General features: G+C 57.9%; 16 protein-coding genes and 1 pseudogene. 2 read left to right on the top strand and 15 right to left on the bottom strand.

Features of this window, described 5'->3' with window-relative positions:
- From NKJ20_RS32700 to NKJ20_RS32645, 12 genes are all read right to left on the bottom strand, one after another.
- Positions 1-707: IS66 family transposase zinc-finger binding domain-containing protein (locus NKJ20_RS32700; RefSeq protein WP_352749708.1), on the bottom strand; the 707-nt coding region annotated here is incomplete at its 3' end.
- A 54-nt stretch (positions 708-761) separates the two neighbouring features.
- Positions 762-1,115: an IS66 family insertion sequence element accessory protein TnpB gene (gene tnpB, locus NKJ20_RS32695; RefSeq protein WP_352469379.1), complete on the bottom strand. Its 354-nt coding sequence runs from the start codon at positions 1,113-1,115 to the stop codon at positions 762-764.
- On the bottom strand, positions 1,096-1,569 hold the full coding sequence (gene tnpA / locus NKJ20_RS32690; RefSeq protein WP_352749705.1) for an IS66-like element accessory protein TnpA: 474 nt from the start codon (positions 1,567-1,569) through the stop codon (positions 1,096-1,098). Before tnpA ends, tnpB begins: the two co-directional genes overlap by 20 nt.
- A gap of 185 nt (positions 1,570-1,754) precedes the next feature.
- Positions 1,755-1,949 (bottom strand): hypothetical protein, encoded by a 195-nt coding sequence (locus tag NKJ20_RS32685; protein WP_502902845.1) that lies wholly within the window; start codon positions 1,947-1,949, stop codon positions 1,755-1,757.
- 476 nt (positions 1,950-2,425) lie between these two features.
- Positions 2,426-3,337 carry a metallophosphoesterase gene (locus NKJ20_RS32680; RefSeq protein ID WP_352749702.1) on the bottom strand — a complete coding sequence of 304 codons (912 nt, stop codon included), beginning with the start codon at positions 3,335-3,337 and terminating at the stop codon, positions 2,426-2,428.
- 270 nt (positions 3,338-3,607) lie between these two features.
- Positions 3,608-3,973 carry a hypothetical protein gene (locus NKJ20_RS32675; RefSeq protein ID WP_352749699.1) on the bottom strand — a complete coding sequence of 122 codons (366 nt, stop codon included), beginning with the start codon at positions 3,971-3,973 and terminating at the stop codon, positions 3,608-3,610.
- Positions 3,974-4,296: 323 nt separating this feature from the next.
- Positions 4,297-5,853 (bottom strand): family 16 glycosylhydrolase, encoded by a 1,557-nt coding sequence (locus tag NKJ20_RS32670; RefSeq protein WP_352749697.1) that lies wholly within the window; start codon positions 5,851-5,853, stop codon positions 4,297-4,299.
- A gap of 1,166 nt (positions 5,854-7,019) precedes the next feature.
- Positions 7,020-7,676, bottom strand: coding sequence for an SIS domain-containing protein (locus tag NKJ20_RS32665; protein WP_352746473.1), 657 nt, complete (start codon positions 7,674-7,676; stop codon positions 7,020-7,022).
- Positions 7,673-8,674 carry a GHMP family kinase ATP-binding protein gene (locus NKJ20_RS32660; RefSeq protein ID WP_352749695.1) on the bottom strand — a complete coding sequence of 334 codons (1,002 nt, stop codon included), beginning with the start codon at positions 8,672-8,674 and terminating at the stop codon, positions 7,673-7,675. Before NKJ20_RS32660 ends, NKJ20_RS32665 begins: the two co-directional genes overlap by 4 nt.
- The gene (locus tag NKJ20_RS32655; protein ID WP_352749711.1) at positions 8,671-10,593 is read right to left on the bottom strand and encodes an HAD-IIIA family hydrolase; all 1,923 of its coding nucleotides are present in this window, start codon (positions 10,591-10,593) and stop codon (positions 8,671-8,673) included. Before NKJ20_RS32655 ends, NKJ20_RS32660 begins: the two co-directional genes overlap by 4 nt.
- Complete coding sequence (locus NKJ20_RS32650) at positions 10,593-11,570, bottom strand: NAD-dependent epimerase/dehydratase family protein (protein ID WP_352450570.1); 978 nt, start codon at positions 11,568-11,570, stop codon at positions 10,593-10,595. The genes NKJ20_RS32655 and NKJ20_RS32650 overlap by 1 nt, the downstream gene beginning before the upstream one ends.
- Before the next feature lie 158 nt (positions 11,571-11,728).
- Entirely contained in the window at positions 11,729-12,157 is a 429-nt protein-coding gene (locus NKJ20_RS32645) for a hypothetical protein (RefSeq protein WP_352450571.1), read from the bottom strand.
- A gap of 188 nt (positions 12,158-12,345) precedes the next feature.
- On the opposite strand from NKJ20_RS32645, the gene NKJ20_RS32640 reads away from it, so the two are divergent.
- Entirely contained in the window at positions 12,346-12,531 is a 186-nt protein-coding gene (locus tag NKJ20_RS32640) for a hypothetical protein (RefSeq protein WP_352450696.1), read from the top strand.
- 149 nt (positions 12,532-12,680) lie between these two features.
- Here NKJ20_RS32640 and NKJ20_RS32635 read toward each other — a convergent pair whose 3' ends face one another.
- Both NKJ20_RS32635 and NKJ20_RS34275 read right to left on the bottom strand, forming a co-directional pair.
- Positions 12,681-13,532, bottom strand: coding sequence for a glycoside hydrolase family 16 protein (locus NKJ20_RS32635; RefSeq protein ID WP_352749691.1), 852 nt, complete (start codon positions 13,530-13,532; stop codon positions 12,681-12,683).
- A 182-nt stretch (positions 13,533-13,714) separates the two neighbouring features.
- Positions 13,715-14,163 (bottom strand): annotated as a pseudogene (locus NKJ20_RS34275) (SOS response-associated peptidase family protein); the annotation flags it as partial.
- A gap of 191 nt (positions 14,164-14,354) precedes the next feature.
- Between NKJ20_RS34275 and NKJ20_RS32630 the strand changes: the two are divergent.
- Positions 14,355-15,179 (top strand): FkbM family methyltransferase, encoded by an 825-nt coding sequence (locus NKJ20_RS32630; protein ID WP_352749689.1) that lies wholly within the window; start codon positions 14,355-14,357, stop codon positions 15,177-15,179.
- Positions 15,180-15,483: 304 nt separating this feature from the next.
- On the opposite strand, the gene NKJ20_RS32625 is transcribed toward NKJ20_RS32630, so the two are convergent.
- Positions 15,484-16,411 (bottom strand): IS630 family transposase gene (locus NKJ20_RS32625; RefSeq protein ID WP_352749688.1). Its coding sequence is split into 2 segments (ribosomal slippage): positions 15,484-16,095 and positions 16,097-16,411, totalling 927 coding nucleotides; the frame shifts between segments, so codons are not numbered across the junction.
- Positions 16,412-16,550 lie beyond the last annotated feature (139 nt).

Below are 16,550 nucleotides of genomic sequence, written 5' to 3'. Positions count from 1 at the left end.
ATGCGGGCGAGATGCTTTTCGCTCGAGCCGATCACCCAGTGACCCAGAGCGCCACGGCTGACAGGAACGCCCGCGCGCTCGAAGGCCTGCGCCAGGCGGTAGAGCGGTGTGCCGTCGACGTATTTGTGAACGAGCGCGAAGGCCAGCGTCGAAGCCGTGGCGATGCTGCCCGGCAAGGGTTGCGCGGGCATCGGCGCGGTCACGACCGGCGTGTTGATGCCGGTACGGTCGCAATGACGGCAAGCATATTTGAACCGCACATTCTGCAGGACCTTCGCCTTCACCTCGATATGAAGTTGCTCGGTAACGGCCTCGCCCATGCGATGCATCTGGTGACGGCAGCAAGGACAAGCCTTCTGATCGTCGGGAAGGTCATACTCGACGCGCTCGCGCGGCAGGTTTTCCGGCAAGGCCTTGCGGCCGCGCTTCTTTCCCGTCGCCCCTTCGCTCGCCGGCAAGCCCGTGTCCGGCAGGACAACGACGCCGCCATCTTCGTTGTCGGCGGCGTCCTCATCCGCGGCCTGTTCGGCTTCATTGAAGAGGCGGTCAATGTGCTTTTCACTGCGCGGCGCAAAACGATGCAGTCGTGCAAGCGCCAGCTCTTCCTCGAGTTTGACGACGCGTTCGGTGAGGTGACGGTTCTGCGCCTGCAGCGCAGCAATACGCGCCATCAACGCTTCAACAGTCGGTTCGCCGGGTCGATTCATCAGATTCTTGAATCGAAAGCATGCCGCCGCGTCAACCGCTCAATTCGAGAGCCCTCAACCCGCAACCTGATATTGCCGCACCGGATGGCGGACCATCGCATCGATGTCGATGCCGTCGAGGATCCAGTGCAATTGCTCGGTCGTAAGCGTGACCACCGCTGCCTCCCGGCGCGGCCACCGGAACTTGTCCTCGGTCAGCCGCTTCATGACCAGCACAAAGCCCGACCGATCGAAGAACAGGAGCTTCATCCGGTCGCGACGGCGATTGCAGAACGCAAAAACCGCCGGAGCAAACGGATCGAGCGCCATCGTCTCTTGGACCAGAACCGCAAGGCTGTTGATGCCGGCCCGGAAGTCGATCGGCTCGCGGTGCAGGTAGACTTTCAGGTCAGCCCCCAGTCTGAACATGACCCAGTGCTCCGATGGTCGCCGTCAACGCATCCACATCACCGCATTCCAGCGTCAACTTCACGCCGTTCGGCAGCGACGCGCTCACCTTGGCTGGAGAGGAAAAAGGCGCTGTCCTTTTCGATGCCGACCTACGTGCCCCATCGCAAGTCCCCGGCAAATCCACCGCAGCCATGCTGCTCTGTCGCAGCAAGGCCCGATCGGAAGTGCTTTCAATCTGAACCGGGATGAACGCCGATGGTGGGGGCTGTGGGAGGGACTGGGTCTCCGCCCGCTTCTTTATCCACTTCCGAAGAAGGTTCGCATTGACCCCATGTTCGAGCGCAAGCCTCGATACCGACACGCCAGGCTCAAGACAGGCCGAGACAAGACGGTCCTTCGATGCCGGGTCGTATCGGCGTCGCCCGTCCCGACCGACAAGCCTCACCCGCAGTTTCTGCTCATCTTCTTCCATCACAAGGTGTCCACCTATTTTGGTGGACACCTCATGCATCAGAGCACTCAACAGCAAAAGGTGCGGGGAAATTCGCGCTTACGAAATGCCCCGACTTGTCGAAGCCAGCTATGGCATCGACGAGTTTGGCAACGCGCCTCTTGATGGCAGCTACGGAAGCAGTGACCAGTGATGGTGTCGGGCGATCAAGGTGCGAAGCGCCATGCCGATCGCCTGATCGCCTGCACGCCCACCAGGTTGAGTTCGGGCTTTTTCTCCCGGTCTGGATGGCCGAACCACCAGCGCGCGTCGTATTCCCGAAAGCCAGTGGCTTTGATGAGAGCACTGCTTTCAAAGACGAATGTGTTCGGCCTGGCTTGGCCGAGTAAGTCGAGGGTCAAGGTTTTGATCCGCTATTGCGCGCAACAGTCCTAGCACGCTGCCGGGCGCAGGCCCCTGCAGGAATTGGAGTAGTCCTAAAACGCTGGTTCGCGCCGCCTCATCCAAAAGGAGTATGCCCGCCGATGGCCGAAAGGAGGTCTCGTGCAAGCATGCCCATTTGCAGGCTCCAAGATGCGTTCTGCTCCGGCGCCAACGACAAGGATGGGCTGCAAGCTGCCGCTGACCGCATTCAGGTTTTCCCTTCCCCGAGAATGTCGACGAAAGGTGTTTTGGACGCCTGGCTCAGCTCATTAAAAACATTCTGGTCGAGAGCTATCCGCCGACCTCCGCCCGTCCGGAGAAAGGATGATGGACTGTGCTGCGTTCGTCTTGGAAGGCGATGGGAACACGGCGAAACCCCGACCGCATGTACACGACCATAAATACCCTCGCGCGGAACGGTCCGCGCACGCAGGTCTCTCTGGGACAGCAGATGTCATTCGTCGACAGGACGAGAGTTTTTCGAGCCGATATCGACGACTATGATCTCCGGCGACACGCCGAAACGCACCGGCAGCCACGATACGCCCAAACCCCCGGATACGATAATGTGCCGCCCACCCTCGACGACATGCCCGTAGGCGAAGCGCTGTCCGTAGGCTGAGTTGATGATGGGTGGGCCGATGAATGGCAAGCGCACCTGTCCGCCATGCGTATGGCCGCATAACGTCAGGCTGACACGGTCAGGGACAGTAATGAAGATGTCCGGTTCATGGGCAAGGAGCAATATCGGATTGCCGTCGTCCGGTATTGCGGCCAGTGTTCCAGGCAGATCGTTGACGCCCTTATACACGCCGCCAGACAACTGCACGGCCCACTGGTCGCCAAGACCCGCGAGCCAGAATGCTGGGCCATCCTGCTGACGGATAAGCGTGGCAGTGTTCTCGAGGACCGGAATGCCATTGTCGACGAGAGCTGCGCGGACGCTATCGACACCGTGCCACCAGTCGTGGTTGCCGAGAATGGCGTGGCAGCCGAGTGGCGCGGAAAGTTTCGAAAGTGAATTGCCCCAAACAGTGTCGGGCACGATCCCGGTGGCATAACGCGGAAGCACGCCCATCACATAGTCGCCAAGGAGAAGGATGATGTCGGGCTGCAGGCTATTCGAAACACCGACGATCTCGTCGATTCTGGAAACCGGCATCCAAGGCTCGCAGGCGTGGATGTCAGCGATCACGACGATGCGCAGGGGCTTGGCAGTGGTCGGCCAGCGCGGCGGTAGGACCTTGTAGCGAGTGACACGCAGTCGAAACCGAGGTTCAATCGCGAGCGCATAACTCGCCAGACCGAATGTCGCGAGCGACACGGCGCCAAAGAGCTTCAGGAATGAGCGCCGCGACGTCAGCACTTGTATTTCCCAGCACAACGAGGTCGGTTTTAGAGATCGCCACGAATTCAGCTGCGGCAGCCTGAACCCCATCAACCGCGTGAGAGGCCTAGCAGGTCAATAGTTTCCCAAATCGGCGTCACCTGCAAGCATTGGTCTTTATTGCGCAGGGGAGGGAGCTGGCTAGGGCCCGTCAACTGCTCCGACTTGCCACTGATCTCGGGCGGATGGTGTAGTCCCACCGGATGAACGCGTCGCCTTAGATGGCGAGCGCCTCCATCTCGACATCGTTCACTTGTTCCCTTTTTTCGTCGCTCGCGGAATCGACCGCGCGCCCAACTTCAGCCCCGTTTGGTTGTCGTTACTGCGATCAGCTCGACCCGCGCGATCGAGGAGGGCGCCGTCCGTGATGCGGCAGAACAGGGGTGTTCGATGTTGCTCCACGTCGATGTGCCCGTCGGATGGTGATGCAATGTGGAGCGCGAGGCCTGTCTCGCGAGCGAGTTGTTGCAGTTCGACCTTCCACACCCGGCTTTGGTCATCCAGCTTCGAGCCGACCGCTTCCCGTCTTTGACGCATCGCATGCTTTGGCTGCGCCTCGACAAGATTGCGGCGCTCTCGAGTTGAAACCGGAGGGCGAACTTTCGTCGGCTGCAAACCGGCTGCTTACCGCTCTCGCAGTGTCTCCTGCTTGTATTGCATCATTGGCGAGAGAAAGTAGCTGATGATGCTGCACGTGCCAGTCTGGGATGTTCATTCGGACCCGAAGCTTGGTAACTCCAGTCTCCTCGGTTCGGTCTGAATGGACAACCTACAGCAACCAGAGCCTGTTCCATCCCGATCTTATCGGGATGGAACCCCATCTCTTTTGCTTGAGCAGATCTTCTCCGAAAACCGGGCTCCCGCCTTTTACTACGCTGACTTCGGTTCACAGGTGCTGTTATCCAGTCCTTATTTGGCCACGGCAGCCCCGCGTTCCTTCAGGTCACATAGAATGAGGCTGCGGTGAGCGACAGATGTGGGGAAAGAGTGGCGAACTGTATTTGAGATTCGCCGCCGGCCCCGTCACTGTCGAAAGAGAGCGCCCCAGTTTCACTGTTGTAGATGATATGATCGGAACTGTCATGCGCGGCTGCACCAACAAAGAAAGCTTTGGATGGAAGCCCTCCCGGCTGAAGCCCGGCAAAAACGGTATCGCTGAGATGGAACGTGTCCTGGGAGCGCTTGAAGTCCGTGATCTTATCGACATTGCCGGCTCCAAGAGCAGTATTGAACGAGAAGACATCGTGGCCTCCGTAACCGGTCAAGACGTCGGCGCCGAGCCCACCGTTGATGACATTGTTGCCGGCATTGCCCTCAATGGTCTGGGCGAACTCGTTGCCGGTGAGGGTCATCGTCTTCGTGCCGGACGGGTTGTTGGTGGCGAGATGCTCGATCTCCGAGCCGGCCGAAAGCGCATAGCTCACCGAGGCGATCACACTGTCGTTGCCGCCGCCCACTGCCTCAACCACCTTCTCGTTGGCATTATCGACATAGTAAGTGTCGTTGCCGCCATAGCCGATCATCGTCTGGCCAGTGGTTCCATGCAATACATCGGCGCCGCTGGTGCCGTACAAGGTGCCATCGCTGGTGTCGCCGGAAGGAGCGACAGTCCCGGTTCCAGACCCAGTCTCGGTCGCGGTCGAGCCAGTGATTGGGGGAGCGACGTTCGCCCCCGTGACAGTGTCGCCGCTACCTATCTTTTGATAGAGCTGCACCTCGTCGATCTGCATCTGCATTGACGATGGGGTCGAGCTGTCGAGAGCCGTACGCCATCCGGTCGCGTTCGAATTCGCGACCGAATTGCTCATCATCAATTCCATCGGTTCATCCGGGATCACTGCCTGTGCGCTGGTCACTTGCGCCATCTGCTTCCCGTCCAGATACCAGGTGATCGATTCACCGGGCACCCAGTTGATGCCGTACGTGTGGAAACCCGCCGTGAGATCGACGCCGCTGTCGACGACGCCACCGGTCGCCCCTGACGGCCCGTGGAGGTGCCAGGCGAAATTATGGTCTGTGGGCCCCGAGCCGGTAAAGCCACCCTCCTGTATATCGATCTCAAAATTGTCGCCGCTGCTGCCCGCGCCTTGGCCGGGCATCATCCAGAGGCCTGGCCATGCGCCGTCGCCGCTCGACGCCTGCATGCTGATCTGAAGGTAGCCGCCGTTGAATTCGAAGTTGCCATAGCTGCTGACGGCGCCGGACGTGATCGGGAATGTTTGTGCCGTCCCCTGAACCACGCCGTTGACGGGCTGTTGGATTGCCGTGAGATTCAACAGCCCGTTGCTCACCGTATCTTGGCTCGGCATAAAGTATTCGGCGTTAAACTGGTTGCCCATCCCACTTCCGCCCGATCCATTGTCGTTCCACGGCCAGCCATTAGCGGCATTGCTGGTGATGTAGGTGTGCCAGTTGCTGTCGAGCGCCGTACCGGAGAAGTCCTCCTCGTAGACCAAGTCGCTAGAGGCAAAGCCTGCAGGTGTGGAAAGTGCCATTCGGTGATCCTCTTTGAGGTTGAAAAAAGGGATTTCTACTGCCGCGCATGGCCGAGGCACGCGACATGAGCATGCCCGCAGCTAGGCAACGCGAACGGATTGCAAAGTAGCGGAGATTTGGAAGTCCTCGCCCCAGACATATTGTCGAGCGAGCTTAACGTTGAGCCCGCCCTCGAAGGTGAGTTTTGTCAACGGGAATGCCCATCAGGGCCTCCTCCTTGAACCATATACGCTGTCGCTGCCGACGCCCCGCAAGGTGTTCAACGGTTCCAGCCGCAGCCGGATTGAAGTGAGGGCAACTCTTCCGGCAGACGTACCGCCGAGCTTGTCGTATAGTGTAAGTACCGTATACCATTAGCTCATTGCGTTTTTTTGTTTTAATTCGACCCGCGTCCCTAAGTAAAACGCAGGTATTTTCGTTCTCTAACTTATTCACACACGGCATTGTACCTGCGTGAATTGATCATTCGAGGACGATGTACGTAACCCAACCTGCCATTTGCGGCGAGAATGAGGCTAGACGATAACTTATTAACACCTTCTAATGTAGGCAGTGTGTCGAACGGCCGCACCGAAACAGCCTTCCGGACGCCCTACCAAAACCGTGTCCTTCGGCTGAAATGTTGCGCTGGTTTGGGCATCCGTGGCTCGAGCGCACCGCCCGTGTCCATGAGGTGATCGAGAGGGGCAGCCGGAATATCTGCCGTTGCTGCGTGGCGGACTAGCTGACGTGCTTGTGGGTGGAACTGCAGGCCCGGATGTTCGACCGTGCCGTTTGCGCGGATCGAGGTGGAAGGCTGGCACCGTCATCGAGCGCAGCCCCTACAGCACCGGACAGGCCGTTTGATCGCCACGCCAGCGCGCCTGCATCAGGATCGAATTTTTCAAGATCTGAACAGCGCGAAGACCCAAGGGAAGTATGGTCCTTAAGTGGCTCTTTGAAATGGCTGAAACGTCGCCCTCGGGCGCGAGGGCGCTTCGTAGCCGCGGGCCGGTCCCGCGGATTGTCAAATTTGAACTGCGCAACCAGGCGCCGAAGCTCCACCTTGCGGCCGTCTGCGAACCGCCTGGCCTGCTCTTTCGCCGTATCGTCGTATGTACAGGCAAGGTTGACCCCGCCTATAAATTGGCCGCGTTCGTCCAACTGCGGCATGGCTTGTTCTCGATCAGGGTTGCCAAGCCGTCTCGGCGCCAGCTCGATTTGAATTGAGGCCTCCAGCAGCGCTGAGCCGTTGTCGCCAATCGCTCCACTGTTGTGTACTTCCAAAACAAAGACGCTGCATAACGACATGCCCGAACATAGAATGTATATCTTCCGCTAGTTGCATGTCATTCACATTCGCCCAAACCACGTGTTGGACGATCTGCTTGAGCGCTCCTCCACTATATCCACAAAGACCCAACGTGACTGCGCTATGATCATTAGCGTATCGAACAGCGCGCAAAACGTTTTCCGAGTTCCCGCTGCCCGAAATGGCAATGACCAAGTCGCCATCGTTCAGGATGTTCTTCAGCTGCTCGACGAATACATCCTCGAAAGAAACATCGTTGGCGTAGGCAAATGTAAGGCCCACATTGTCGATCAGCGTCCGACCACGAAACGGGCGCTTCGTAGAGAGATAGATGCTCTTGTTCCAGTCCGTGATAAAGTGTAGCGCTGTCAGTGAACTGCCACCATTTCCAAGGGTGATTATTTGCTTGCCGTCTTCCTGTGCCTGCGCGACCAAGGCTACTGCGTTATCAAAGCTCTGGTGATCTAATGAAGCCAGAACGGTCTCGAGCTTCTCGAAATATACTTGAGCGCTGCCGCTGAAGTCATTCATTGGGTGGCCTCCGATGTCGGTTGATAATGAACGATGCGACTCCCGACGAAGTCGAACTTCGCAGGGATATGCTTTAGCTCCCCGAGGGCTACTTTGATTGCGTCGTGGCGATCGAGAGGCGCGAAGAACATGAGAAAACCTCCTGCACCTGCTCCAAGTAACTTGCCGCCCGTGGCACCTGCTCGCAACGCAGTTCGGTACCAGCCATCGATTACATCGTTCGTGATTTCTTCAGAGAGGCTCTTTTTTAAGAGCCAGTTCTCATGGAGGATTTCGCCGAAGGCGTCGAGGTTGCATCGATGCAGTTCATCACGAAGGTGATACGTGAGCTCGACCATCCGCCTGAGCGCTTTCCGCTTGTCCGGTGCTCTTGCGATGCCCTCTGACTGTCGGACGAGAATGTCTGAAGCACTACGCGTGATGCCGGTGTAAAACATGAGAACTTGTTTCTCAATTGAAGCGATAAAATCACCTGGGCATATGATTGGTGACACCGAGACGCTTTCATCAGGGTGAAACTCGATAAGATTCAACCCCCCGAAAGCGGCGGCGTATTGATCTTGCTTTCCAATGGGAGCGCCACAAAGTTCGATCTCAATGCGACAACTATCAGCGCCGAGCCTTGCCTTGGAGACATACTGCCCACGAAACGCGTTTAGTGCATGCAGAAGGCCAACGGTAAAAGTGCTTGAGGATCCAAGTCCTGTTCCCTTCGAAGGAATATCGGCAATAGTTGTTATCTCAACTCCTCCAGGGATCCCAAGATATCCCATCGTCGCCCTTACAATCGGATGCTGGATGCGCTCAACACTATCTACTTCTTCCGTTTTCGAATAAGCGATTCGAGTGCCACTATCGAACTTACGGTTCACATTCACGTAGACGTACTTGTCGATAGCAACGCTTAGGACGGCGCCACCTTCCTGCCGATAGAAGGCAGGAAGATCGCTACCACCTCCCACAAAGCTGACTCGAAACGGCGTCTGACTAATGATCATTGAACTGCCTCTGTCAGCTCAATCGCCCGCAATTGGACGCAATGTTTAGCATGCGCCCGCGATGCCAACACGATCGGTGTCTCGTCCTCTTGGCGCGAACTGTAAATACTCGCTGCAGTCCCCCAATCCATACCTCGCCGCAAGTATTCTCGCGCTACTCTGGACATCCGCACCTCCTCATCAATATCAACGAAAAATGTGTGTGCACGACCGCCCAAAACCACATCGGATAGCCAAAGAGCGACGGTTCCTTCCACGACCAGGACGGTTTCCGGAGAAACGGTTATGCTTTCCGATCTTGGATGCGATATGCGGCTGAGCTTTTCGTAAAAGGGCAGTTCGTGCGTCTCGCGAGAGCGAACTCCCACTAAGCGGCTTAGAACCTTCCTGATCTCGTCCACATTGGAGCGATCCATCACGGTTGGTTCGCGATCCGCGACGGACCGTATCCAGCGATCAAGAGCAACGATTTCCGTCTCAAAGCCGCGCCCGCGAAGAACCTCCGCGATAGCGCTGGAAAGAAAACTCTTTCCGCTCCGGGAGAGGCCCCCTACGAAACAAACATCACCTGGCTTCACATGGGAGATCAGATCAGATGCTGAATTTATCAAGGGTGGATGAACGGCGAGAATGAACTTAGCTGCCTCCAACAAGTCTGAGACAGTATAGTCAGGCGTGACATGATACTTGCTATCCAACCCGCCCGCGCCCGTCTCGACGAGGATCGATCTGATGCCAGACCGCTTTGCGAGAGCGACATCCGTAGATGAATCGCCGATGACCCAGGATTGGCTGCGATCGATATTGAATGCCTCGACGGCCTCATTAATCAACCCAATAGAAGGCTTGCGGCATTCACAGCGGATCTTCAGCTCTTCCACCTCACCGATAAAGCCGCGATCTGGATGGTGCGGGCAGAAATAGATGGCATCAACAAAAGCTCCACAGCGGCCAAGCTCAGTCTCCATCTTGTTATGGATCATCCGCAAGTCTCGTGCAGAGCAATTGCCTCGGGCCACAACGGGTTGGTTAGTGACGACAATTGTCCGGTATTCGGCTCGGTTGAAACAAGCGATCGCGGCCGCAGCTCCGTCAATCAGTTCGAAGCGTTCGGGACGATCGATGTGTCCATAGTCAACATTGATGCACCCATCCCTGTCCAAAAATACTGCTTTCTGCGGAGAAGTGAGGGAAGCTCGGGCTATGCAGCCCGATTCAAAGTCGGCGCAAACCTTGTCAAGTCGCGCCGGGGTCCCAGCGTCTTTTATGTACTCAGGGCTGTTGTAGCTTCTAATTTTCATACCGGCCCGAAGCATTTCAGGAAAAAGGTCTTTGCCAAAGTCGAGCGGAGTTACTGTGGCGCGCCACCGGAATAAAGCTTGTCTTCGAATATAGTAAAGAGCCGCGCTGACCTTGTTGGGGTAATAGCAACCGGGATCGTGTGGATATGGATAGAACGCGGTAACCATACCGTCTTCTGACGTGTCTATCAGATCGGAATCATGCGGGTGATCATTCGGATGGGTGAAAACTGTTGCGGCTGCTGCCTTGTGTTTTTCATGGAAGCACTTGAAGCGGGTGAGATCGATGTCGAGCATCGTGTCGCCATAGATCGTAAGGAAGTCGTCGTCGAGCAGATCCAAAACGGACAGAACTGCTCCAGCAGTCCCGCGAGGCGCACCGTCATTTACGCAAAGAACGTCAATCCCCCAATTCTCGCGCTGATTGCAAAACTCCACGATTTGCTCGGCAGCGTGGTTCACCAGAATCAAGATCCTCTCGATACCGTGTTGCTTAGCGAGGACGATTTGATGCTCAAGAAGTGGCCTGCCGCCAACGTTGACCAGCGACTTAGGCAAGTCACTTGTCCGGCTCCTGAGCCGCGTCCCTCGACCGCCCGCAAGTACAACCGCCTGCATCACAGGTGTCCTTCCTGTCGCACGATTTCTACGACGGCTTTTCGAACAGCATCAGCCGAACCAAGCTGGGGCCGCCAACCGAGTGCACTGATTTTTGCTATGTCATAGGAAAATCGGGGAACATCCCCCGTCCAACCGCGGTCTTCAACTCCATATTCGATCCCCGCGCCCGGTGCGACAGCCCCGACAGTCGTCTCCGCTATGAAGCTAACGGTTACCCCGTTGTCCCCGGGGCCGATATTGTAATAGCCAAGCCGCTCGGATGCGTTCGCACGCAAGTATACAATTGCATCAATCAGATCATTGACGTGAAGATATGCTTTCTGCTGTCGCCCCGATCCCAAAACATTCAGCTTGTTTGGCGTGATCCGAAGCTTTCTCACGAAATCTAGAATGACACCGTGTGTTGCTGGGACGCCGATCACGTTCGGAAAGCGAAAGAGCAAAGCCCGAGCTAGCCAGTTCTCGACGGCAGCGCTGATTAGCGCCTCCGATGCGAGCTTCATAGCACCGTAATTGGAAACGGGCAGCAGCGGCCCGACATCCTCTCTAATCGGAGCCTCTCCCAAATCGCCGTATACTGCTGAACTGGAAGCGAAAGCAAGGAACGGAACCCCCGCCTCCTTCATCGCGTTCAACACGTTGAACGTCGATAGAAAGGTGTCGCGTAGATCAACAGAGGCATCGGCGATTCCCGCAGCAATGTCCGAATTGGCAGCCATGTGCCAAACTTCGGAAATCGGAATGCGACTGTGACAATTCATAAAGCGGCTTCTCACTGCACCGGCGTCTGAGAGATCCACCTTCTCAAAAATGAACCTCTCATGCGTGAGGAGGCCACTTAGGTTTTGCCGAGAACCTCGTGACAGGTCATCAAAGCCGAAGACCGGATATCCACGATCAACAAAGAGCCTTGCGAGCTTGCTTCCTACGAAGCCCGCAACTCCCGATACAAGAATAGCGTGCGGTTCACCCAATCGGATTTGCCCTATTCGTGCGTAAGCTTTGGCGCCTTAAGTCTTCGGGATTGCAATGACAACTTCCATTTACAAGCCTTGACCGCTGGAGAGCCGGGAGTTCGACCGGGCTTGGCGTTAAGCTCTGCGCTCGTCGTTAAGGTCATGCGTCTCATGCGTCATTCTGAATTCATCGCATGGTTTTCTCCGATCCGCGATCGTTCCTCAGGGGTAGCCCCATTTTGCTGATCCGGACTGAATTGCACCGCGCTCGCCTGTGCGGCGACGCCAACGGCGATCCCAAGAACGGTCAAGGCGCTCCGCAGCCTGATCCCGCGAAGCGCGTGCGTGGCGATTCGCAGGCTCTCCAGAAGACTCATGGGAGCAACCTCATGGCGTTCAGAAGCGAATTCTTGCCCGATGCCACATCGTCGTTGAGGATTCGTGCAGCGTGATCTGTCGGCCCGCGCGATCGGCGAATTCGGTGGCATGCGGAACCGGATGATGGTGTGACCGTCGCGATGAAGGCCCCCGAACAGTGATAGGTTCTCATCGCTGGTACCACTGTCCAGTGAGCCGGTTGGCTCGTCGGCCTCGCGACCGGCCATGTCGGCAAGCCAATCGAGTCGATCCGCCCCGCAGGAACTGATCGAAGTCCGTCGCGCCTTCGCGGAACCGATCGGCGCCGCGGAGACCCTCGCACAAGCTCACCGCCCAACTTGCGAGGCGCTTCAGCTGAAGGCGTCGGGCGCGCGCCGCATCAATCTCATTTGCCTCCGCGTGGATAACCGCCGCCGTGCGGGTCGACGAACCGTGCCGATCGAACCGCTGCCATGATCGATCACAGGTGATCGAATGGGACAAGGATGACATCGACCTCCTGAGGTTCATGAAAGTCAATGTGCTCGCTATCGGCATGCTCACCTGCGGGAAGCGCACCGTTGAGGCCGAGTTCGTGAAGCACGTCGCGCCGCTAGGGTGAGAGCATGTCGGTCTGACGGGGGACTACGTCTGGGGCGCCGATCTGACGCCCACCGACGGCTTGCGGCCGCTGCGCCGGCCAGTCTCGCTACTCGCCGCTTAGTTCCTGCTCCGTTCTACGAGCAGTACGCAGCGCTCACTTTCGTATCGTCACCCCTCGATGCTGTCGGTCATCCTCAGGTGGTAGACCTGAACGTCGGTCACCTCCAGTTCGAGCGTTGCCGGGGTCGAACTGTCGTAGGCCGTGTGCCAGCCAGACGCGCTGCTGTTGGCGATACTCAGATTAATGAGCAGGGTCATGGCATCGGTCGGCACGTTCGTAGTGACGGTTCGCTTGAGCACACCATCGAAATAGAACTTGATTGACACGCCCGGTATGTACTCCATGCCCCAGACGTGGTAGTCGGCCGACAGGTCCACACCAGCATCGAAGAACCGCTGCTCGTTGGTGGCAGCCAACAAAGCGTTTGCCAGCACTCCGTTGCTCGACACGGAGCCGTTGAGGAACCCGCCCTCCTGCGTGTCGATCTCGGCCCCGCCCTCGAGATGCCAGAAGCCTGGCCATCCGCCAGTGCTGACGTCCGGCTGCTTCATGCGTATCTGGGCGTAGCCACCGGCAAACGTGAACTTGCCGTGCGTGCAGATGGCGCCCGACTTCCACGTGTACCCGGCGAACCGGTTGCTTCTCGTCGCAACGATCTTCAAGCCTGATGGGCCAGTGCTGATCTGAGCCGGGTCGAAGTACTCGGCGTTGAATCCGCCAGCGTTCACCGCGGAGTACGGCGACGGCACGCTCTGCTGCCAGATACCGTTCTGGTCCGCGATCGCCGGTATCCACTTCGTGGAGTCGAGCGAGTGCCCCGTGAAGGTGTCCTCGAATATCAGCTGACTGGTAGTGTACCCAGCCGGCGGTAGCAGCGACGATCCACCACCTCCACCACTCGTGCAGCACGTGACGATCATGAGTGCTGTGAAACAAATGTACTTCGATATACTTTTCATATTGCCCTCCTCGTAACGAGGGGCTTGACCAAGATGCGATTGCAATGGTCGCCGCCGCTTACCGATGGCACAGCCAAGCTTATAGTGAAACGACGAGGACTGGTTACCCCGACTTTATTGCGGCGCGGCAGGTGGGCCTCGATGCGACCATAGGGCACCGGGTTATAGAAGTCTCAGTCGGTCTAAGGCTGCTGCCTGACCCTCTTGTCCTCGCCGCGCATTACAATCTTCAGCCCATCATCCGGCCGCAGCAACGCCGTCGCCTCATCCCATGTCGCACGCACATCCAAACGTCGTGCTCCTCATCCGTGGTGTGATTACGGCATGACCTTGGGATGGATCGGCTCGTTCGGCGCCGGCGTGAGGAAGCCATAAACATAGTGCGGTCCGGGCAAGGGTTTGGACTTCGTCCGTCGGCCGCCGTTGAATGCCGTCCACATGCCTCAGGGCGAACCAGACCACGTTTTTTTGGGTCACCGGGCTGGGCTCGGGAGCGTACTCAGCGAAGCTGTTCGCCGGGACCAAACAATGGTTTTTCCGAGCTGAGCCACGCCAGCCGGTGATGCGAGGAAGTGCTCCTGATGTTCGAATTTGGAAACCTCCCGGCTCGTGGCGGTGGCGGCATTATCCAGTCAGGTGGTCTTGGGGCGGTGTGTCGACGCCGATCCTCGGGAGGTAGCTCCTTATTCCCGCGATCAGGCCTTGATCGAGTGATAAAGTCTGCATAGCCGAACGAAGATCGTTGCGATGCGGCCCTCCGAGCGGGGCCCCTCGACAAGTCACTGTCAACAATCCTGCATCGGTGTCATGGATGGTTCCTGAATGCTCAAAGTTTTCCTAAGAGATTCGGCTATCAGGCTATACGTGCTGACCGCCAAGCTCGGCCTGCAGAGTCTTCCGCTTTTCCACCGCGCCTATCTTGCGCTTTATCCCCTGTACAAAAGGTATTTTGAAGCAGGCCCAATCGATCAGCTCAGGGAATTCGTGCCAGACGGATCGCTGGTCATCGACGTCGGCGCCAATGTCGGCTTCTTCTCGCTCCGCTTTGCTGAATGGGTCGGTGATGGCGGAAAGGTGATCGCCATCGAGCCGGAGGATCAGAATTACAGCGGCCTGATTTGCGCGCTCGAGCGCGCGGGTCTCCTTGGCCGCGTCGAGGCGCTGAGGGTGGTCGCCGCCGCCGAGCCCGGCACGACCTTTCTCGAAATCAACCCGCTTTATCCGGCCGACCACAAGCTTTCCCAGAACGGTACCGGCGTGCCGGTCACCGCCGTGACGCTCGACGGACTGCTCGCGGACAAGGGACCCCGGTGCCCGGCGCTCGTGAAAATCGATGTGCAGGGTGCCGAACTGCTGACGCTTCAGGGCATGATCGAGATCCTGAGGTTCGCCCGCCCGGCCCTGTTCGTCGAACTTTCCGACCAGGGATTGAACAAGTTCGGGGCGTCGGTTTTGGTAGTCCTGCGCCTCTTGTCGGATAACGGATACGAGGCATACTGGCTGACCCGGACCGGGCGCCGAAAGGCAAGCCAATCCGAGATTGAGGCCAGAACAACCGGCACCAAATCTGCCGATGTGCTGTTTCTTCCTGACAGGTCTGCGAACCAGCGCTTCGCACAGCGACTTGAACTGAACGCCGTTCGTTAGTCTCTTTCGGAAAACCGGCTCCCCGCTGCGAAGCTTCGTCGTACTTCTGAGCGACGGAGGACTCGCGCATCAGGTCGTCCGAGAATTTCATCGCGACTTCCACGGCGGCCTTGGCACCGCCTTGGTATGGCAGCGCTGGATTTCGGATTTCCCGGTCGCACTTGCTCGCTCAGGACGTTCGCCGTGAATCCAGGGTGAGCCCTTCTCAAAATCTGAACAGCGGCAAGACGCGCAGCCGCACCCAAGGGAAGTATGATCGCTTAAGCGGCTTCTTGAAATGGCTGAAACGTAGCCCTAGAGCCTTTCACGTTTTGATGGAAGCGTAGCCGGCGTTTGCGAAGTAATTGTTGCATTCGGTTGCCTCGATCGTTTCAACGAGGTGGCCGATGTGGCGCCAAGTGTCCTCGACGGTACGTTTCTGAGCTTGGCGCATCCAGTGTTTGATTTTGGCAAAGGCCTGCTCGATCGGATTGAGGTCTGGGGAGTAGGGCGGTAGGTACCAAAGCCTGGCGCCGGCCGCCTTGATCATCTGCCTGATGGCCGCCGACTTATGACTTCCCAGATTATCCATGACGACGATGTCGCCGGGTTTCAGCACGGTGATGAGCTGCTGCTCGACATAGGCGCGGAAGCATTGGCCGTTGATTGGCCCGTCGAAGACGCAAGGTGCCGCGAGCCTATCGCAGCGCAGCGCGCCGAGGAAGGTCAGCGTGCGCCAGTGGCCGTGCGGGGCCAAGCCGCGCAGCCGTTCGCCCTTCGGCCCCCAACCGCGCAGCGGAGCCATGTTGGTCTTGATCCAGGTCTCGTCGATGAAGACCAGATGCTGCGGATCGAGGCCGGCCTGCCAAGAGCGCCATCGCTGACGCCTGCGGGCAATATCAGCGCGCGCCTGCTCAAGGGCGAACAGCGTTTTTTTTGAAGCTCAGGCCCTCGCGCCTCAAGAACATCCAGACCCCGCGTGCGGCCAACTCATCCTTCAGACCATGCAGTGTCAGATGCGGCGTCTCACGCACACGCGCCTCGATGAAGGCACGGTGCGGCTCCAGCACCCTCTTGCGATGTCCGCCCATCTTGCCAGGCGCAACCGAGCCAGTCGCCCGATGGCGCTGCAACAACTTCACCGCCGCCGAAACCGAAATGCCGAACCGTTTCGCGGCCGACCGGCGGCTCTCGCCACCCAAAACCGCCGCTACAACACGTTCGCGAAGATCATCCGAAAGAGGTCGCGTCATCCGATGCTGGCCTCCACTCCAGCCAGCATCTTGAATCACAAAACCGACTGATCCGGAATCTGAAGGGTTCTGTGAGGTCCGGGCACAGCCGGGGCACGCAGGCTCGACGTCGGACCTCATTGCAAGCCGGATTGAACGA

The organism is Mesorhizobium sp. M0185 (assembly GCF_040322175.1).
GTDB lineage: Bacteria > Pseudomonadota > Alphaproteobacteria > Rhizobiales > Rhizobiaceae > Mesorhizobium.
Note: the sequence above shows the minus strand (reverse complement) of the source record. Positions and strands in the feature narration are given on the sequence as shown.